We start from the raw sequence: 18,334 nt of genomic DNA, 5'->3' as shown, positions 1-18,334 counted from the left end.
GTTATAGTGCTTGATAAAAAATATTGATTTGCTCGGATGTTTTTCCTTTTAAACTGCGTTTAAAGCGAATCATACTATTTACAATCATTTACTTAAATTAATGTTTGTCAAGTGGAATTTTTTTTAATAGGTATTTGATTATTAATATTTTGCACTATAATATTACATATAAAATACATCAAAAAAAAATATTTTTGATGTATTGCATTAAAATGCTTCAAAACACATAATCTTAAAAAAGCAGAATCGTTTTTAACAAAAAGCAGTTTTTCAGCATTTGTTTTATTGGTTTTTAGAAACAGTGAGTTCGATTTTTTATACATGAAGAATCCTTCTTTTGAAGCAAAAAAAGATTTGGAAAATTAAATTAGAAATGGGAATCGGTTATTTGAATTTTAATTCCCATGAAAGTACTAGAGAATAAATCCAAAAGAAATTTCCTTGGTCAAATATTATTTCTTGGTGTGTAACCGCTAATTGTGTTCCCCAGGCATTTTGCTTATTAGATGAGGTAAAATAATACCCAAGATTAATTCTTTGGGCTTCTAAGGCGACAAATTTAGCTGCATTTTCATCAATAGCGAACTGATTAATTTCCGGAGAGAAACCCATACTAACGGCTACTCCTAAATAATTATCAGCGTCACTTCGGTATTTTCTATAGGTAAAAGTCCCGGATATACTGGTTCCTGTTACTCCGGGAGTAAAGTAAGGACGGAAAGATAAATAACTGTTTCCGGTATACCAGCCCAGAGATCCAGTATAAATATTGGTGGTAGTATTGTATTTCAAGGTGCGGAATCCTAGGGAAATTTCAAAGCTTTTAGGTAGTGATTTAAATAATTCAGCACCATATTTTATATCTGGAAACAAAAAAGTACTGGCGATGCCAAAATTCACATAGGCATATAGTCCTTTTGTAATTTTTGGGTATAAATCTACTTCATATTGCACTCCATTTTCGTTGAATCTCCTGTTGAAATTTACTCTTCCTATGATGCTTCCGTATTTCGTTTGCCGCCTGTACATTAGCGCATGGTATTGCATTGGATCAAAAACATCGGAATAAAGGTCTACGGAGGAAGTTATTCCTATGGCATTTTGGCTCAAGCCATTGTTTAAATTCGCCTTGTAGTCTTTGGCTTTCTGATCCTCCGGATTTGTATCTAATAGGAGCTGAATCGTGCTTAATGCTTCTAATGTATTATTGCTGTTTTCTTGTGCGCTCGCCTTCAAATACAATAGTTCAGTGTCTTTTGGAAATATTTTTAAAGCATTATTTGTCATTTCTAATGCGGCAAATGGCAAATCTCCCCACAATTCATTTTTTATGGCAGCTATCCAGGTAGTTTTATTCTCAATGTCTTTTTCGAGGACATAATTAAATTCTTTTCTTGCTTTTTTATAGTCGCCGTCCCAAGAATAGGTTGTCGCTAAAAAAGAGCGGATATCATGGTAATTAGGATATGTTGTCAAAATGAATAACAAGGTGTCTTGTGCCTGCTTGCGTTGTTGATTAAAAGCTAAATTGCGAGCAATTTCAAAAGAAGCATCAGGATCTCCCTCAAATTTAGTTTCTTGTGCGGACATTTGAAAGCCGCCAAAAAACAGGGCTAGAAAAAGTAGTTTTAGCATTATTTTTGAAATCATTTTTTCAGATTTTTTTTAAAATTAGAGTATTCTTTATTTTTAGGATATAGTATCAATAGGCTATCAATCAGTGTGTTTGAATTTTTTAGATTGTGAATTCTATAGTATGCTTGTGCCAGTTTATAACCCAATTCTGCATCATTTATTTGATTACCCAATGCTAGCTTGCCAATTGCGACCCCTTTATTGTTTTGCCCTAACCACCAATACACATCCATCAGTGCTAAATAGGCATCGCTATAAAAAGGGGTTCTGTTGATAACTTCCAATAATTCTTTTTCGGCGTTTTTATAATCGCCATCCCAAGCTAACGTTCGGCCTTTGAGTGTTCTTACTTCGCCATAATTAGGAAGTTCATTCAAGATGTAATCACATAATAATCGGGCTTTTTCACGCTCTTTTGTAAATGCTAATTCTCTGGCTAAAAAGAAAACCTGATCACGATTCAATCCTTTTGTTAATTTTTTAATGGTCAAAAATTCTTCAGCAGTAAACGTATAAGCAGGTTTCTTAAAGCTTGTAGCAGCCTTTGTGATTTTATTCTTTGTAGTTAAATAAGCATTTAATTTTTTGAAATCAGTAAAAAAATTGCTTATCGTTTCAGTCATGTCGTTGTTTGCTTCACTAAGATTTAAATTTTCATCAATCTTAAATACAGTCCCATCAGAATAGAAATAGTCCTTATAAATATAATCATTGATGCTTCCTTTGTATCGCATCAGCGGAATGCTATGGATATTTCTGAATTCTCGCACGGTGTCGAGTCCCTGACCAAGCCAGGTCGTTTTTTCTAATGGATTAAATTCATAATTATTTGTCAAAAAAGAAATTAAACTTGGCGTAACATCGCTATGGGAAGAAATAGATTTGAATGTTGCCGTTTTCTTCAACATGGGGCTGTAAATGTAAAAAGGAACATGAAAACGGGATAAATTATCTTTTTGAGGAACTGGAATTAACCTGTGATCCCCCGTAATAATAAAAATGGTGTTTGCATACTCGGGTCTTTTAGCATAGGCTTGCATGAAATTCTGTATCGCATTGTCTGTGTACAACAAACACGCAAAAATATCTTTGTAATCGTTCCATTTGTCTTTTTCAAAATATGATTTGGTTTCTAAAATGCGTTCTACTTTTTCTAAATACGCTTTTTTAGAAGGAAAATTAAAGGGTTCGTGATTGGTAAGCGTCATGATGATATCCAGGCGAGGTTGTTTAGTATCTTTTAATTCAGATAATGTTTTACGAAAAATCTCCGCATCAGGATAGCCCCAGGAAAAACCGCCTGCATTTTTCTTTGTTTTTGTATATCCTGGGCCAAATTTATCGATATCTACAATTTTATCGATACCATTGTATTCCAGGAAATTACTTTTTTTGTCAAAACTGGAGTCATCACCACAAAAATAATTGGTAGTGTATCCATTTGATTTCAAAATACTGATTAGTGAATTGTGCTTGGGTAAGGGATTCAATTCCATAAAGCCATTTTTTCCAAACGGCAACGAACCTATTAATGAAGGGAGTGCGCCAAATGTTCGACCTGCATTGCTCACGAAATTCTCCCAGTAAAGCGATTTTGATACCAAGGCGTCAAGGTAAGGCGTGAAACCTTTATAATCGCCATTGTTAGTAAAATCGCTACCAAGTCCTTCAACAATTATAAAAACCACATTTGGTTTCTCTTTTTGAATGTTAAAAAACGAAGCCAGGACATCTTTAGTTTCTTCAGAGGCTCGTTCTAATGGGTATTCTTTCTTAAAAGAGAAGTCGCCTTGAGACGCTAAAGCGATGTCATTTTTAGCTCTTAGAATATCACTCAACAAAAAATTTAATTTGTTTTGAGAAGCAGTTTTATTGCTATTGGCAATTAATAAATTCAAACTTCCAAAAAAGAATACCACTAAAAGTAAAATTTTTGTGTTGATTTTATGTCCAAATAAATGGAACAACCAGTTCAGTCCCCAATACATTGCAGGTATAACTACAAAAGGTAAAAATGTCAGCAAGGATAAGGATAAAGATGCAGAAACAGTGGTGTACATATCACTCAATGAATAACCTAGAAGGTCTGCTCCAAGATTGATATGAGTGGTAAGGCTGTATCCCGTTAATCCAACTTGGATGAGTACGATACTGGAGAATAGTATTCTGATAACCAGTATTCCAATAGTATTTTTTATATATTCTAATCCTAAATACAGTGGGAAAAATAATACTCCGAGGAGTATTCCCGTAAAAAAATCATTCAATACTTTATAAATAAATGACAGTAATTCAAAATTTTTGAATACATCAATGAAACTCAACAGACAAAATATAAGGATCAACGAAACCGTAGCGTAAATATATTCTAAACTTTTTTTATAAGTAAATTTCGTTTTCATTTGCGTTTAATTAGATGCTTTAGTCATTCCTTTTCGGGTCATTTCTCCCCATTTTTTCTTTTTATTAAAATAGTAATCGCTATTCCCTTGAATCGCTGCATATAAAATAAAGGGATGATTGACAAATGGTTCTAAAAAAGCAATTAGCAATAAGTGAACGCCTGTTCCTTTCTTTTTATACTGATGATAGGTGAGTTCTTCTGTAATTAAGGATATTAAAGAAAAGAAAACGGTAAATAAATAGGCTAAAAGTAAAAAGGCAAGAGAATAATCCCAGCGTACTTGATTAAACACAATAAGAATTCCAAAATAGAGCAGACCTGCCACTTCTATGATAGGAGCCATTCTTTCGAAAAAAAACCAATAGGGATAACTCAGCATTCCCAGCGCCTTGTATTTTGGATTAAATCCAACTTTTCGATGTCTTCTCAAAGTTTCAATAGTTCCGCGAGTCCATCTGTTTCTTTGTGAAATAAATGTTTTATAATTATCAGGTGCTTCCGTCCAACACAGCGGATCAGGAATATAGGCAACTTTGTATTTTTTTTTCTGTTCTTCCATGTAGCCTCTCATTCGTACTACAAGTTCCATGTCTTCTCCTACCGTACGGATGTCATAACCGCCTACCCTGATCGCAATTTTTTTGTCAAACAAGCCAAAAGCGCCGGAAATCACTAACAACCCATTAAGTCTGCTCCAGGCCATTCTTCCTAATAAAAAAGCACGAATGTATTCTAGGATCTGGCCTTGCTCTAGTAATTTTTTAGGAAAATTGATATCTTGCAACTTGCCTTCTTTGACAATGCAGGAATTCGAAATTCTAATGACTCCTCCAGCAGCAATAACTCTTCTGTCAGTAGTTTCAAGAAAGGGTTTAATCATTTTTTGGAGTGAATCTTCAAGCAATAAACAATCGACGTCTATGCAGGCAACATACTTACTGTTGCTTATATTAAGGCCCATATTCAAAGCATCTGCTTTTCCTCCGTTTTCTTTGTCAACAACAATTAATTTTTCAAATGCAGGATTTGTTGATTTGTAAATTCCTTTTCTGAGCGGTCTGGTTGGGATTTGTTCGTTAATAAGCAAGGATACGGGCACTAGTTCATACACCAGAATGAGTTTTTCTAAACTGTCATCTTTGCTACCGTCATTTACTATAATTACATCATAATTTACGTAGTGGTTTGACAATAAAGAGCGTACGTTTTCAACGATATTTAAACTTTCATTATAGGCTGGAGCTATAATTGAAATGGAAGGGGAGCTATTTGAAGATAATATTTCTATGTAATTCACAAAACTGTTTTTTCGTTTGTATTCTATTGTTTCTACAGCAGAAATGGCGGCAAGTATGAGATAAGACACTATAGCCGTCATGCTATAAATAAAAAACAAATAATGGATTGTTTCAAATATAATTTGTTCAGTACTGTTTCCCATACTTAATTGTTTTCAATAAAATTAACAATTTTCAAAAATTGTGGATCAGAAGATTCTAATTTAAGCAGATTGAATTTTTCGGTATTAAGGATTTTTAAAATTTTTAATGAGGAAACCTTAATTTCAAAAATTGTATAATGTATGTATTGCATCAGAAACAATTCGTCACTGGTTTCATATAAATTTTCCATCATTTTAAAAAAAGCAATTTGTTCCTCCGGACTGCGTTGCTCTATATTGATTTTCAAAATTTCTTTGGCTTCTGAGGCATTTAAATAACTCAATACTTGAATGGACTCTAGTCTTATTTTTTTATTAATGTGGTACAACAAATGGATTAGTTCCTCTTTTGCTTCAAACTGATTGTACGTTTTTGCTAGTTTCAAAGAAAATATGACTACTGAATCATTAGGGGAACCCAACCAGGATTTAATATTAGAGATATTCTGATTTTCCAGTCTTTGTAGGACTTCTAATAATTGAATCTGATCCCATTCAGACAGTTGTGTTTCTAAAATGTCTAAAAAATTCAGTCCTTCAAAATAAAATAAATTGACCATATACAATTGCATTTCTTTTCGAACCTCTCTTCGGGGATGGTTTATGTGAACAATCACTTCATCATGTGCTTCCTTTACCTTAAATTGCTTTAATTCCCGGATTACTTTGGCAATAATATACCATTTTTTATGCTTTAATTGCGATAAAGTGTAGTTGATAAGACCAGTTTGAAAATAGAGTTTTTGAATAGATTCATCAATTTCTCCTGAAACCTCATTTTTTAACTTTAGCAAAACAGCAATTAAAATTTTTCGTTTGAATAGATCCGTTAGAGAGTCTTTTAATTCATCTATTATCACTTGCTGTTCCGGACTGATCTCTTGTTCTTCATCTCCAGAATATAGATATCGGATTAGAAGCGTTTCATATTTGCTTTCATATTCAGCCGTAATCCGTTCTTTTTTTCTCAGATGGCTTCTCAAATATTTCAAGTATAGTATTAGAGGAAGAAGAATAAGAATAAAAAGACCACTTATCATCCATGCCACTTGAATGATAAGTGGTGACCCATTGAAATAGTCAAGTAAGTAATAATTTGTATTCATATAGCAACCCCAGGGTTCTTTATAGGGACTTGTTAGCGCAATAATCTTTTTACTCTAATCACTAGTTCGTTAGGACTTAAAGGCTTACTCATAAAATCAGTAGCGCCTAAATCAAATGCTTTAAGAACAATTTCCTCTTGTCCCGCCGATGAAAAAACGATGATTGGGATTTGTAGGTTCAATTTATTTCTTACATAGCTGATAACTTCTAAACCACTAATAAAAGGCATCATGATATCAGTCAAAATTAAGTCAGGATTGTGTTCTTCTATTATTTCAAGTGCTTCTTTTCCATTTACAGCTGTCAGGATTTTATAGCCCTCTTTTTCCAATCGAAACTTTAATAATAATAAAAAAATAGAATTATCTTCAGCCAAGACGATTTTTTTCAAATCACTCATTGTCTACTGCTTTTAATTTTGGGAATAAAGTACGGTTTTTGTCTTTTATTTTTAAGGGGAAAAACAGTATAAGTTCGTCCATTTTATTTAGTTTTTGTACTGTTATAAATTTTTGTTTCATGGATTATATTTGGAAAATCTAAATTAAAATTATTATTAATATTTAATTAAGTAATGAGATTAAAATAATGTTGTATTTGTTTTTAACTCAACCTCAGTCTTTATTATAGGTTTGACATTATAATACGCAACAATATATCGTTCCTATTACTTATATACGCAATCGCATATTGAATAGTTTTTATTTTTAATGAATTAGTTTCTTGAGGTCGGTATCTAACCGCATATTATTTCTTTATGACAAATATTATCTGCCTTTCTCCAAACCACCAACAACGGATTCATCTACATTTATAATCCCTTTCATGGAAAATTTTTACTTGATTTCATTGCTTCTCGAACTTTTTACATAAACATTCTTGCTATTTTTTTTTGAACTCCAAATTGAACACCCATTTGAGATGCAGAAAGACTTTTTGTGGTTGTAGCCATTTCAAAGCAAATGAAAAATGCTTTTCTTAATCCAAATTTTACTTTATGGAATAGCGTATTAGCCATAGTTTATTCAGTATCATTACAAATGTTTTAGGTTCTTGTATAGTCTTTGCGAATTTGACTTTTAGTATGACTACAGTTTCTACAAACATACTTCTCTGAGCATTTTATTTTTAAAAGGTATTATTACAAATTTAATCACTATTAAAGCGTTCAGCAAACTCTATAAGGTTTTGACCTTTGGGAATTACCATTTTATCGGTCTTTTATAGACTTTAAATATATGAAATTTAATACTGACCTCAATACTTTTTTATCCAAACAAATTTTTTGTTTTTTTTAAAGTCAAAATTTTTGGTTTGGAGCCATCATTTTAATCGAAAAGAAGACAAAAGAATAGGTGGCTTTCAAGATCCAATAAATAGAATTTTAAAAACACAATTGTAAAGGATAAATATTTTAAGCGAAGATACGCAAGTAGGTTTTCATCAAGTTTAAGTTCGATTTTTCTAAGGCTATTTATGACAGATGAAATTTTCGGGTTATTTTAATGTAAACTATTTTACACCATAGAAAAAAAATCCCCTAAAATTAAATTAACTTTTACCCCTGCTAAAATCCCTCGAAAACCCCCAGTCCAAACAAAGCAAAATCATATTTAACAGGATCTATACCATCTAATTTACGAAGGTTTGTATCTAATTCAGACAAGGCTTTTCCATCATTTTGTTTGCGTGTCAAGAGACCTAATTTTCGGGCTACATTACCGGAATGTACATCCAAGGGACAAGATAATGAAGCGGGAGAAATGCTTTTCCAGATTCCTAAATCGACTCCCTTATTATCTTGACGAATCATCCACCTGAGGTACATGTTAATTCTCTTTGCTGCTGAATTGTTCAGCGGATCGGAGATGTGCTTTTGGGTCCTGTGCGGATGCGGAATTTCAAAAAATATTTTCTTGAATTCATGGATGCTTTTTTGCATCGAATGAGTTTCCTGATGTTTGCTGAAAACCACTTCTAAACCACCATGATTGGCATAAACGTGCTGCAAACTTCTGATGAAACTAGCAAAATCCTGTCCGTTGAAAGTGCGGTGTACAAACAATTCCAATTGTTCCAAATCATTTTCTGTATGTGACATGACAAAATCATACGGTGCATTTCCCATTAAATCCATCATGCGATGTGAATTTTTGATAATCATCTTACGGTTTCCCCAAGCAATGGTAGCGCTGAGAAAACCGGCAATTTCAATGTCTTCTTTTTGTGAAAACAAATGCGGGATTTGTACCGGATCACTTTCTATGAAATCGAGTGTGTTGTATTGTAGGACTTTTTCGTCGAGGAAATCTTTAAGTTCTGATGGATTCATTATAGAGGATGACTTTGGATACTAATTTGTTTTAGGAAGTACAGCTAGTTCTTTCAAGGTATAGCCCAGATAGAAACGGCATCCTTTTTATTTTTTCTTTAAAAATAAAAAGATAGAGTGTATAGCTGGAAATAGCTCCTAATTACTAATCAAACCGTCTACCATTATTAGTTTTCTGTCGGCCATATTGGCTAATTCCTCGTTGTGTGTTACAATTACAAACGTTTGTCCCAATTCATCACGCAGTTTGAAAAATAATTGATGTAGGTTTTCAGCAGAAGCCGTGTCTAGATTCCCGGAAGGCTCATCAGCAAAAATGATAGCAGGTTTATTAATAAGCGCTCTGGCCACCGCCACACGTTGCTGTTCCCCGCCGGAAAGCTCGTTGGGTTTGTGATTCATTCTATGGGAAAGACCAAGATAAGTCAGTAGTTTTTTAGCTTCAATTTCCGTTTCAACTTTGGGCTTATTAGCAATGAAAGCAGGTATGCACACATTTTCTAATGCGCTAAATTCTGGTAACAATTGGTGAAATTGGAATATAAAACCTAAATTTAAGTTTCTGAATTTGGATAAGTTTTTGTCATTCATCGTCAGAATGTCCTCATTGTTGATGCGTAATTCAATTCCGTTTTCAAGGCTTGGCTTGTCTAAAGTACCAAGGATTTGTAAAAGTGTTGTTTTTCCGGCTCCTGAAGCACCAACGATAGAGACAATCTCTCCTTTTTGAATATGTAAATCAACTCCTTTCAACACATGGAGTTGATCGTAATATTTATGTAAATTTTTGGCTTGTATCATTATAATCTATTTTTACAAAGAAACAAAGATTTTCATGATTATGAATTGGAACACCGTTTATTTTCCTTTGACAAACTATAAACTTTAGTTAAGAGTGGATATTCACAACGATTTAATGAATAAATTTGATCTTAAATCATAGGTTATGAATAAAATAATTGGGATTTTTTTAGCACTATTGCCTTTTTCATTTTGTGCAAAAGAAAAAAATAGTACTTTGCCTAAAAGTATAGAAACAAAAAATATGGAAATACAAAACAAAATGGAAGTGGCAACCTTTGCGGGAGGTTGTTTCTGGTGTACCGAAGCAGTTTTTTTACAACTAGACGGCGTGAGCAAGGTAGTTTCAGGATATATAGGCGGAAACACAGTAAATCCTACATATCAGCAAATAGGTACTGGTGACACTGGTCATGCCGAAGCGATTGAAATTACGTTTGATCCTAATAAAATAAGTTTTGGAGAGCTATTGGAAATATTCTTTGCCACACATGATCCTACAACTTTGAACCGTCAGGGGAATGATATTGGGACGCAATACCGAAGTGAAATTTTTTACCACAATCCTTTCCAGAAACAGTTATCCGAGGATTATATGGCTTTGATGACTACTGAGAACACATTTGGAAAACCAATTGTTACTAAAATTTCATCAGCAACGAAGTTTTATGTAGCGGAGGATTACCATCAAAACTACTACAATCAGAACAAAACACAAGGATATTGCAGTTATGTGATCACACCCAAAATTGATAAATTAAAAAAAATATATCAGGATAAACTCAAAAAATAATTGGCACTAGAGATTTGTACGCATTCCAAAATAAAATCAAAATTTTATGACAGAACAGGTGTCCGTTAGCGCAGAAAGCAGTAAGACCAGAAATCTCTTTTTAGGAATTCTGTTTGATGCCATCGGTATGCTTTCGTTCGTTGTTCCTTTTATAGGGGAGTTTTCAGATGTAATTTGGGCTCCTCTAGCCGGTTTTTTGATGACATGGATGTATAAAGGAACAATTGGACGGGTAGGAGGAGTGATTACTTTTCTGGAAGAAATTTTACCGTTTTCGGATTTTATTCCCACCTTTACCTTAACTTGGATTTACAAGTATGTAATTAAAAACAAAAACGCCTCGTAATTCGAGGCGTTTTTAATTATTTCTTAAAAATAAATTCTAATCCCATGCGTTTAAGCATCTTTTTTTCGAAAGTCCAAAAGAATTTGAACTGTCCGAACAAAAAGCCTATTAACACTAATAATACTTGATAGATGGGGAAAATTAGAACTAACCGAACAGGAGTAAACCAATGCCCTAATTCTTCGGAAGTAATTCCCAGCCAAAAACAAAAAGGTTCGGACAACCATGCCGATGCGGATCCGGTTATTGCAAAAACAATAAATATAAGGGTAAGTTGGAAATTAGTTTCAATCCCCCAACGCTGTTTCAGTTTGTTCATTTTTATTTATAATCAATACAAAGATAGTGACATTATCTGATGGGGACAAAACCAAAGAATTTTTGTTTATGCGTGTTTTGAAAATAAATCATATAATTGTAGATCAAATAATTTACTTCATACCCATAATCAATGTTATGGTCATAATTGATTGTCAATTCATACAAATTGGGATCATAGCGTTGCGGTTGCAACACCCGACTGTTCCATTCCATCACATAAAGTTGGTTTTTGCTTTCCAAAAAAGGTTGGGAATGATAATTTCTTGGAAAAGCCCTTGAGTTAAGCCAAAGGCTAAAACCAGGATCAATAATTATCACCTCGTATTCCAGTTCCTCATTTGCAATACGAACTGTGTCGCCTTGAGCGGCAACAGATTTCTCGGTACTTGGAAATGCAGTTTTAGAAGATGTGCATCCCAAAATCACACAAAAAATGACGATAATGATGCAGTAACTTTTTTTCATGATAAAAAATTGAATTATAAAGTTACGAAAAACAAATCATTGATTGGTAGGATTTTAAACAAAAAAAGAGGCTGTTTGTATCAAACAGCCTCTCATTAAATATTTAATTTGAAAATACTAACCTAATATGCTAATAATTTGGGAAGCTAATTCAGTCCCAATTCTATCTTGTGCTTCTCCTGTTGCCGCTCCAATATGTGGAGTCAACGAGATTTTATGATGCATCAAAATAGCCATTTCAGGAGTTGGTTCATTTTCAAAAACGTCTAATCCTGCAAATAATACTTTTCCGCTGTCTAATGCTTTTACTAATGCAACTTCGTCAATAACACCGCCACGGGCACAGTTTACAATTCCTACACCCTCTTTCATAATAGCAAGTGCTGCCTCTCCAATGATGTAACCATCTTGTGCAGGAACGTGTAACGTAATGAAATCAGCTTCTTTGAATAAAGATTCTAATGATTGAGAAACGATTGTGGTCGTGATGGATTGTCCGTCAAAAAATTCGACTTTAACATCTACTTGCGGGATAAAACTATCGGCAGCAATCACTTTCATTCCTAGTCCTAACGCCATTTTAGCGGTAGCCTGACCAATACGGCCAATTCCAACAATTCCCAGTGTTTTTCCTCTTAGTTCAATTCCGTTCGCATAAGCTTTCTTCAAACCATCAAAGTTGGTATCTCCTTCAAGCGGCATATTTCTGTTCGAATCATGCAAGAAACGAACGCCGGAAAATAAATGTGCAAAAACCAATTCAGCCACTGATTCTGAGGATGAAGCTGGAGTATTAATCACGTGAATCCCTTTGCTTTTAGCATAATCCACATCAATATTATCCATACCTACACCACCACGACCTATGATTTTCAGCCCTGGGCAAGCGTCAATGATATCTTTCCGAACTTTAGTTGCACTTCGTACCAAGACCACACTTACATTATTTTCGTTTACAAAATTAGCCACTTGTTCCTGTGCTACTTTTGTTGTTATTACTTCAAATCCACCTTTTTCTAAAGCTAGAATTCCACTTTTAGAAATTCCGTCATTGGCTAATACTTTCATTTGTATTTTATATTTAAAGATTGAAAAATTTAAAGATTCAATCTATGTTGTTTAATGTGTGATTGATTAAAAATTGATTTTTCAAATCTTTAAATCATTCAATATTTTAATTTTTAAATTCCTTTTTCCAAAGCCTGCATTACATCCACTAATACTTGAACACTTTCTAACGGGAGTGCATTGTACATAGAAGCTCTGTAACCACCTACTGAACGGTGTCCGGGCAAACCTGAAATTCCCGCTGCTTTCCACATTGCATCAAATGTGGCAGCATGTGCTTCATCATTTAATAAGAAAGTAGCATTCATGTTCGAACGATCTTCAACAGCTGCAGCGCCTTTGAATAATGGGTTTCTGTCAATTTCTCCGTAAATCAACGCTGCTTTAGCATTGTTTATTTTTTCAATAGCGGCAATACCACCAAGATTTTTCAACCATTGTAAGGTCAACAAGGAAGCATAAACCGGAAAAACAGGGGGTGTATTGTACATACTTTCTGCTTTGATATGTTTAGTATAATCCAACATGCTTGGGATTATTCTACCACTTTTACCCAAGATTTCTTCTTTTACAACAATCAGGGTAGTTCCTGCTGGTCCCATATTTTTTTGGGCTCCGGCATAAATCAAATCAAATTTAGAAAAGTCTAATTGTCGTGAAAATATATCAGAGCTCATGTCACATACAATTGGCATGTCCAATGCCGGGAATTCCTTCATTTGTGTACCAAAAATAGTGTTGTTACTCGTGCAGTGAAAATAATCAGCATCTGCTGGTACTGCGTATCCTTTTGGAATATGATTGTAATTTTCGTCTTTTGAGGAAGCAACAACTACTGTGTCACCAAAAAGCTTAGCTTCTTTTATAGCACCAGCTGCCCAGGTTCCGGAATCAAGATACGCCGCTTTTCCGCCCTCTTTCATCAAGTTATAGGGAGCCATAATAAATTCTAGACTCGCTCCGCCTGCCAGAAATAAGACGCTGTAGCCTTTGCCTTCAAGTCCTAAAAGTTCAATAACCAGTGTTCTCGCTTCGTCCATAACGGCAACAAAATCCTTGCTTCTGTGTGATATTTCTAAAAGGGATAATCCGGAATCATTAAAATTTAAAATAGCTTGTGCTGATTTTTCAAAAACTTCTTGCGGTAAAATACAAGGTCCTGCGCTGTAGTTGTGTTTTTTCATGGTGTAGTTTATGTCCAAAAAATTAAAGTGCAAATTTCGACAATAGGAGTTTAAAAAACGTTAATTAATTCGGAATAATTGTACTTTTTTCAGCTATATTGTTAACAAAAACGAAATAGTATCGGTATTATCTGCATAATTCCATAATTGGGGATTTTGAGTTTGTCCAAAAGCCACATTGTCATCAATCGTTCTATCCGCTACAACACATTGTATTTGCTCACTTTCTAATTTTAATTTTGTTTTTAATTCATTAATGTCGTCATAAAACTCATAAAAGACACTTGAAATTGGCGAGGCATGACTTTGATCTTCTTTTAAAGTCAGAAATCCATTGTCCAGTAATTTGAAATTACTCATCAGAAAAACCGCCTTATTGTAATCGTAATTGTTAGCATATTTTTCGTAATGAATGACGTCTTGGTACACAAATATGGCTTCAAAAAATGGGACAAACGAATATTCTTTTGGTACAAAAAGTTTAGAAACATTGCGGCAACCCAATCCGAAATAGCGAAAAATATCTTCGCCTAAAGCAGTAAGTTGTTCTTGGGTTTCATTTCCGGTTAAAACCGCTACTGAATTTCTGCTTTTTCTAATAATAGACGGTTTGTCTTTAAAATAATATTCAAAATAACGGGCTGTGTTGTTGCTTCCTGTGGCAATAACGGCATCAAAATTCTCTAATTTTCCATCTACAAAGGTAATATTCTTAGCTAATCCTGGTTGTACTGCAATGATGTATTTAGCTAAAAAAGGTAATAAATGCTGGTCATTTGACGATGTTTTAACCAACACATTATTTCCTGTAATTAGAACCGATAGAAAATCGTGAAAACCCACCAACGGAATATTTCCGGCAAGAATTAAGGCGATGTTTTTAGATTCTTGTATTGGAATAGTATAACTGGAAAGCCATTGGTTTAAGTTCTTTTCTGTCAGAGCTTCTGCCCAAGAATGTATCGAGAAATAGACGTTTTCTGGGGTGTACCAGCCATTATGCGATTGCGATAATTGTATCAAGTCAACAAAAGCATCAAAAAACGCTTCGTTGTGCAAAACAGTCGGATTTTTTAACGTGTTGTTTTCGGAAAACTGACTTAAAAATTTCCCTAATTCAACAAAAACACTTTTTTTTGTTTCTAATGTCATAATGTTTGCTTATGAATAGTTTTGATTGTAATTTTGCACAAAAATAAGCATAATTATGTCGAAAGTCAAAAGTCCTAATGTCAAAAGAACATTTGATATTTTACCTTCGATATTTTGACTTTAAAACAATAAAAAGATGGCAATTATTATAACAGACGAATGTATCAATTGTGGTGCTTGTGAGCCCGAGTGTCCAAATACCGCAATATATGAAGGAGCAGACGATTGGAGATACAAAGACGGAACAAAACTGAAAGGGAAAGTGATTTTGCCTGATGGGTCCGAAGTAGATTCCGATGAAGCTCAAACTCCAATTTCTGACGAAGTGTATTATATTGTACCCGGAAAATGTACGGAGTGTAAAGGATTTCACGATGAGCCACAATGTGCGGCCGTATGCCCGGTAGATTGCTGTATTCCGGATGACAATCATGTAGAAAGCGAAGAGACTTTACTGAACAGACAAGCGTTTTTACACAACGAATAGCAAATAATTTTGTATTATATAAATCCTGAGTCTGATGCTCGGGATTTTTTTTTCTATTTTTTTCGTGCAACAATAACATACGTATCGTAAGCGTAGGTTTTTCTATCGATGGTTTGAATGATTTCAAAGTCATTTAAATATAAAAATAGTTGTATTTCGTTTAAGGTAAAAACACGAACGGTAGAAAAATCATCGGCAATTATTTCTTTTTTATCATTTTTCATGGTGTAATAAAGTGCTGTCCAATCCAGCATGAAATTTTCTAAGGCAGTTGTTCTCCACTTGCTGTTGCGATAGTAGTCTATTCCTTGGTAGGTAGCTTCGTGAAGTGTTACAGGATTTTCTTTAATAAAAGGGATAAATCTATTAGCATCTATAAAGTCAAAAATGAGAATTCCCTCTTTACTCAGGTTTTTATAAATAGAACAGAACGTATTATTTAGATCTTGATTTGTTATCAAATAACTGGTAGAGCGTCCCGTAATTAATATGGAATCAACAGGTTTTTGTAGTTTAAAATCCCTCATGTCTCCCAGAATAAAAATCCCATTTTCATTTCTTTTTTTGGCAATTGCAATCATACTTTGGCTGTAATCCAAACCAATATAATCGATGTAATTTTGTAAAAACCGTTTGGCTAGATTGCCTGTTCCACTGCCAATTTCCAAAACTGTTTTGCACTCGTGTTCCTTAATTAAATTGGTATAGAATTGATATTCTGCATCATAATCAATAAAGGTTTGGTACATGGCGTCAAAAATTGAGGCCATTTTTCCATCATAAAGATTTGCCATGATAAGGTGTTTTAAAGACTAAATTTAGGGAGAATAAATGATATAAAAAAAGGGTTGTCTCAAATTAAAAATAAACCAGTCACTATTGTTTGTATTTCGAATTGGGAAAACCTATGATTTCCAAAGATCTATTTCACTCTCAAGGAGGTGAGTTTGATAAAAAGTAAAAAGCAGCGATGGAATAGGAATTTCTTTCTCCCGGAATAACTTCTTGTTTTTCGGATTTGGTTGTGCTTTGAGGATAATTTGATGTATACTCACTTCAATTACTTCGTCAAATAGATGGCCTAGCGGCACTAAGTCTTGTCTTGAAGAAGGCTAAAGCTTTATTTGCTTTTGATGAAAGGCTTTAAAAACAGGTTTTTGAAATTACATAGTATGGATTAAAAACCAGAAAATCGTAAAAATAGAATGCTTATTCTGTTAATTTGAATATATAAATAGGCTGTCCTTTTGAGATAGCCTATTTATATTGATCCAAAAAAGGAATTAGTTATACTTTTCCTAAGGTGTATAATTGTTCCATTGTAGGAGTCAAACTTCCGCCTGCGGGTTCTAATGTAATTCCAAAGGCTTCCGCTTCATTAGCATTATTTACTGCAAATAATTTTTGTTCATTTACATCAAAATCTTCTAATAATCCAATGCTGGTAGGAGTCAGCGGACTTAATTTTAACGCCCAAACCTGATATACCATTCCTTCTGGCGGTTCTGGCAAGCCTGCAGCATCAATATAAACCACTTTGGTGTCTTGATTCCAGTATACTTTTGCAAAGGATTCCGGAGCTACAGTTTGCCCTCCAAGAGCTACGACTGTATTTTTAGTATCCCTTACAACGGCTAAACTCGTTTCAATTGTTGTATTTTTTAATTTTAAGACATTAAATTCTTTTTCTAATTTAGCTTTCTCAATTGCTGTAGTAGCAACTTGTGTATTGGTCTGATCCAGTTGATTGTATTGGTACCCAATACCAACTAATAATAGTATAGCTGCAGCCCAACCAATGTACTGAGCTCTATTGTTAGTAGGTTGTAATGGTATGACTTGAGCATGTTTAAGTTCTAGCTTTTCTTTTATTTTTTCGAAATTAGCCACAGAATGAAAGGGTGAAAAGCTGGATGATATAGCAATAATCGCTTTCTCAATAGCAATAATTTCTGCATTTATTTCCGGACTGTTTTTCGCCATAGTGGTAACTTCTTCGTTTTCGGGTTCACTCAGTAAACCGTAAACGTAAAGCTCCAGAATTCCTGATTCAATATATTCTTTTGTTTCCATTATACTTTCAAATAATTTCGTAGGTCATTAATACAATTTCTATTTTGTGTTTTTACAGTTCCTAAAGGTATTGCCAACTCATCCGAAGCTTCCTGCTGGGTGTAACCTTTAAAAAAAAGTAAATCTATTATTTGAATACATTTTGGTTTCAGTCTTTTTACAAATTCCTGCAACCCTATTGTATCCACTTTGTCAGACAGTTTGTTGCTGTCTTCAAAATGATTTACGAAATTATCTGAAGAAAGGTTTTTTTGACTGTTATTAAAATTTTTAGAACGTAATTTATCAATAGAGGTATTTCTGGCAATATTTAGAATCCATGTGTAGAACCGACCTTTACTTTCGTGATAGGAATCAATGTTTTTCCAGATTTTGACAAATACATCCTGAAGTACATCTTCAGCTTCTTCTCTGTTTTTTACGAGAACATTGATCACGGAAAATAAGCTTTTCGAATACATATCATATAGATGTGTAAATGCCCTTTCATCTTTCTTGTAAATTAAGACTAACAATTCTTCTTGGCTCATACTATTTTTTATTTATCTCTTACAAATTTATACAATCTTACTTTACAATTGACCTTTTTTATGATTAGTAATACCAAAAAAAATAATTTTTAAAATAATTGAATTTTATTTAAGTATTTAAAATATTGATTGTAAGTAACTTAAATAAAAGTCTATTTTTTTTTAGGGTTAAAAAAAACCAAATCAAGTACAATC

At 33.7% G+C, this 18,334-nt stretch carries 19 protein-coding genes and 1 pseudogene; 3 read left to right on the top strand and 17 right to left on the bottom strand.

Annotated features, from left to right (window positions below; all coding sequences use genetic code 11):
- Positions 1–384 precede the first annotated feature (384 nt).
- The 9 genes and pseudogenes from EKL99_RS11985 to EKL99_RS11950 all read right to left on the bottom strand — a co-directional run bounded on the left by EKL99_RS11985 (position 385) and on the right by EKL99_RS11950 (position 9,720).
- On the bottom strand, positions 385–1,650 hold the full coding sequence (locus EKL99_RS11985) for a YaiO family outer membrane beta-barrel protein (protein ID WP_126462303.1): 1,266 nt from the start codon (positions 1,648–1,650) through the stop codon (positions 385–387).
- Entirely contained in the window at positions 1,647–4,037 is a 2,391-nt protein-coding gene (locus tag EKL99_RS11980) for an LTA synthase family protein (protein WP_126568581.1), read from the bottom strand. Before EKL99_RS11980 ends, EKL99_RS11985 begins: the two co-directional genes overlap by 4 nt.
- A gap of 6 nt (positions 4,038–4,043) precedes the next feature.
- Positions 4,044–5,480 carry a glycosyltransferase family 2 protein gene (locus tag EKL99_RS11975; RefSeq protein WP_126462297.1) on the bottom strand — a complete coding sequence of 479 codons (1,437 nt, stop codon included), beginning with the start codon at positions 5,478–5,480 and terminating at the stop codon, positions 4,044–4,046.
- A gap of 2 nt (positions 5,481–5,482) precedes the next feature.
- Positions 5,483–6,586, bottom strand: coding sequence for a hypothetical protein (locus tag EKL99_RS11970; protein WP_126568580.1), 1,104 nt, complete (start codon positions 6,584–6,586; stop codon positions 5,483–5,485).
- 32 nt (positions 6,587–6,618) lie between these two features.
- The gene (locus tag EKL99_RS11965) at positions 6,619–6,987 is read right to left on the bottom strand and encodes a response regulator transcription factor (protein WP_126462291.1); all 369 of its coding nucleotides are present in this window, start codon (positions 6,985–6,987) and stop codon (positions 6,619–6,621) included.
- Positions 6,980–7,108, bottom strand: coding sequence for a hypothetical protein (locus EKL99_RS14800; RefSeq protein ID WP_255416239.1), 129 nt, complete (start codon positions 7,106–7,108; stop codon positions 6,980–6,982). The genes EKL99_RS11965 and EKL99_RS14800 overlap by 8 nt, the downstream gene beginning before the upstream one ends.
- A gap of 249 nt (positions 7,109–7,357) precedes the next feature.
- Positions 7,358–7,736, bottom strand: a pseudogene (locus EKL99_RS11960) (IS1595 family transposase); the annotation flags it as partial.
- Between the two features lie 418 nt (positions 7,737–8,154).
- Positions 8,155–8,919, bottom strand: coding sequence for a TIGR02757 family protein (locus EKL99_RS11955; RefSeq protein WP_126554242.1), 765 nt, complete (start codon positions 8,917–8,919; stop codon positions 8,155–8,157).
- Between the two features lie 138 nt (positions 8,920–9,057).
- On the bottom strand, positions 9,058–9,720 hold the full coding sequence (locus EKL99_RS11950; RefSeq protein WP_126454557.1) for an ABC transporter ATP-binding protein: 663 nt from the start codon (positions 9,718–9,720) through the stop codon (positions 9,058–9,060).
- Between the two features lie 145 nt (positions 9,721–9,865).
- Here EKL99_RS11950 and msrA point away from each other — a divergent pair, with 145 nt between their 5' ends.
- Positions 9,866–10,513 (top strand): peptide-methionine (S)-S-oxide reductase MsrA, encoded by a 648-nt coding sequence (gene msrA, locus EKL99_RS11945; protein WP_126462285.1) that lies wholly within the window; start codon positions 9,866–9,868, stop codon positions 10,511–10,513.
- A 46-nt stretch (positions 10,514–10,559) separates the two neighbouring features.
- Positions 10,560–10,859, top strand: coding sequence for a hypothetical protein (locus tag EKL99_RS11940; protein WP_126462282.1), 300 nt, complete (start codon positions 10,560–10,562; stop codon positions 10,857–10,859).
- 16 nt (positions 10,860–10,875) lie between these two features.
- On the opposite strand, the gene EKL99_RS11935 is transcribed toward EKL99_RS11940, so the two are convergent.
- The 5 genes from EKL99_RS11935 to EKL99_RS11915 all read right to left on the bottom strand — a co-directional run bounded on the left by EKL99_RS11935 (position 10,876) and on the right by EKL99_RS11915 (position 15,049).
- On the bottom strand, positions 10,876–11,178 hold the full coding sequence (locus EKL99_RS11935; RefSeq protein ID WP_126462279.1) for a DUF6787 family protein: 303 nt from the start codon (positions 11,176–11,178) through the stop codon (positions 10,876–10,878).
- A 32-nt stretch (positions 11,179–11,210) separates the two neighbouring features.
- On the bottom strand, positions 11,211–11,645 hold the full coding sequence (locus EKL99_RS11930; protein ID WP_126561999.1) for a DUF6146 family protein: 435 nt from the start codon (positions 11,643–11,645) through the stop codon (positions 11,211–11,213).
- A 117-nt stretch (positions 11,646–11,762) separates the two neighbouring features.
- Positions 11,763–12,713, bottom strand: a complete 951-nt coding sequence (locus EKL99_RS11925) for a D-2-hydroxyacid dehydrogenase (protein ID WP_126554246.1) — start codon at positions 12,711–12,713, stop codon at positions 11,763–11,765.
- 113 nt (positions 12,714–12,826) lie between these two features.
- Positions 12,827–13,897 carry a 3-phosphoserine/phosphohydroxythreonine transaminase gene (gene serC / locus EKL99_RS11920; RefSeq protein WP_126564001.1) on the bottom strand — a complete coding sequence of 357 codons (1,071 nt, stop codon included), beginning with the start codon at positions 13,895–13,897 and terminating at the stop codon, positions 12,827–12,829.
- A gap of 93 nt (positions 13,898–13,990) precedes the next feature.
- Complete coding sequence (locus EKL99_RS11915) at positions 13,991–15,049, bottom strand: acyl-CoA reductase (protein ID WP_126462269.1); 1,059 nt, start codon at positions 15,047–15,049, stop codon at positions 13,991–13,993.
- Positions 15,050–15,185: 136 nt separating this feature from the next.
- Here EKL99_RS11915 and EKL99_RS11910 point away from each other — a divergent pair, with 136 nt between their 5' ends.
- Positions 15,186–15,536: a 4Fe-4S dicluster domain-containing protein gene (locus EKL99_RS11910; RefSeq protein ID WP_126454541.1), complete on the top strand. Its 351-nt coding sequence runs from the start codon at positions 15,186–15,188 to the stop codon at positions 15,534–15,536.
- 53 nt (positions 15,537–15,589) lie between these two features.
- On the opposite strand, the gene EKL99_RS11905 is transcribed toward EKL99_RS11910, so the two are convergent.
- The 3 genes from EKL99_RS11905 to EKL99_RS11895 form a co-directional block, all read right to left on the bottom strand.
- On the bottom strand, positions 15,590–16,330 hold the full coding sequence (locus tag EKL99_RS11905) for a class I SAM-dependent methyltransferase (protein ID WP_126462264.1): 741 nt from the start codon (positions 16,328–16,330) through the stop codon (positions 15,590–15,592).
- A 493-nt stretch (positions 16,331–16,823) separates the two neighbouring features.
- Positions 16,824–17,609 (bottom strand): anti-sigma factor domain-containing protein, encoded by a 786-nt coding sequence (locus EKL99_RS11900; protein ID WP_126462262.1) that lies wholly within the window; start codon positions 17,607–17,609, stop codon positions 16,824–16,826.
- Positions 17,609–18,139: an RNA polymerase sigma factor gene (locus tag EKL99_RS11895; RefSeq protein ID WP_126462259.1), complete on the bottom strand. Its 531-nt coding sequence runs from the start codon at positions 18,137–18,139 to the stop codon at positions 17,609–17,611. The genes EKL99_RS11900 and EKL99_RS11895 overlap by 1 nt, the downstream gene beginning before the upstream one ends.
- Positions 18,140–18,334: the final 195 nt, after the last annotated feature.

This window comes from Flavobacterium sp. ZB4P23 (genome assembly GCF_003970375.1).
GTDB lineage: Bacteria > Bacteroidota > Bacteroidia > Flavobacteriales > Flavobacteriaceae > Flavobacterium.
Note: the sequence above shows the minus strand (reverse complement) of the source record. Positions and strands in the feature narration are given on the sequence as shown.

What these genes read in the sequence shown, in the direction of transcription:
- EKL99_RS11895 (WP_126462259.1), bottom strand. Translation starts at nt 18,139, where the DNA reads ATGAGCCAAGAAGAATTGTTAGTCTTAATTTACAAGAAAGATGAAAGG.
- EKL99_RS11985 (WP_126462303.1), bottom strand. Translation starts at nt 1,650, where the DNA reads ATGATTTCAAAAATAATGCTAAAACTACTTTTTCTAGCCCTGTTTTTT.
- EKL99_RS11980 (WP_126568581.1), bottom strand. Translation starts at nt 4,037, where the DNA reads ATGAAAACGAAATTTACTTATAAAAAAAGTTTAGAATATATTTACGCT.
- EKL99_RS11915 (WP_126462269.1), bottom strand. Translation starts at nt 15,049, where the DNA reads ATGACATTAGAAACAAAAAAAAGTGTTTTTGTTGAATTAGGGAAATTT.
- EKL99_RS11940 (WP_126462282.1), top strand. Translation starts at nt 10,560, where the DNA reads ATGACAGAACAGGTGTCCGTTAGCGCAGAAAGCAGTAAGACCAGAAAT.
- EKL99_RS11950 (WP_126454557.1), bottom strand. Translation starts at nt 9,720, where the DNA reads ATGATACAAGCCAAAAATTTACATAAATATTACGATCAACTCCATGTG.
- EKL99_RS14800 (WP_255416239.1), bottom strand. Translation starts at nt 7,108, where the DNA reads ATGAAACAAAAATTTATAACAGTACAAAAACTAAATAAAATGGACGAA.
- EKL99_RS11970 (WP_126568580.1), bottom strand. Translation starts at nt 6,586, where the DNA reads ATGAATACAAATTATTACTTACTTGACTATTTCAATGGGTCACCACTT.
- EKL99_RS11975 (WP_126462297.1), bottom strand. Translation starts at nt 5,480, where the DNA reads ATGGGAAACAGTACTGAACAAATTATATTTGAAACAATCCATTATTTG.
- EKL99_RS11910 (WP_126454541.1), top strand. Translation starts at nt 15,186, where the DNA reads ATGGCAATTATTATAACAGACGAATGTATCAATTGTGGTGCTTGTGAG.
- EKL99_RS11935 (WP_126462279.1), bottom strand. Translation starts at nt 11,178, where the DNA reads ATGAACAAACTGAAACAGCGTTGGGGGATTGAAACTAATTTCCAACTT.
- EKL99_RS11905 (WP_126462264.1), bottom strand. Translation starts at nt 16,330, where the DNA reads ATGGCAAATCTTTATGATGGAAAAATGGCCTCAATTTTTGACGCCATG.
- EKL99_RS11930 (WP_126561999.1), bottom strand. Translation starts at nt 11,645, where the DNA reads ATGAAAAAAAGTTACTGCATCATTATCGTCATTTTTTGTGTGATTTTG.
- EKL99_RS11955 (WP_126554242.1), bottom strand. Translation starts at nt 8,919, where the DNA reads ATGAATCCATCAGAACTTAAAGATTTCCTCGACGAAAAAGTCCTACAA.
- msrA (WP_126462285.1), top strand. Translation starts at nt 9,866, where the DNA reads ATGAATAAAATAATTGGGATTTTTTTAGCACTATTGCCTTTTTCATTT.
- EKL99_RS11900 (WP_126462262.1), bottom strand. Translation starts at nt 17,609, where the DNA reads ATGGAAACAAAAGAATATATTGAATCAGGAATTCTGGAGCTTTACGTT.
- EKL99_RS11925 (WP_126554246.1), bottom strand. Translation starts at nt 12,713, where the DNA reads ATGAAAGTATTAGCCAATGACGGAATTTCTAAAAGTGGAATTCTAGCT.
- EKL99_RS11965 (WP_126462291.1), bottom strand. Translation starts at nt 6,987, where the DNA reads ATGAGTGATTTGAAAAAAATCGTCTTGGCTGAAGATAATTCTATTTTT.
- serC (WP_126564001.1), bottom strand. Translation starts at nt 13,897, where the DNA reads ATGAAAAAACACAACTACAGCGCAGGACCTTGTATTTTACCGCAAGAA.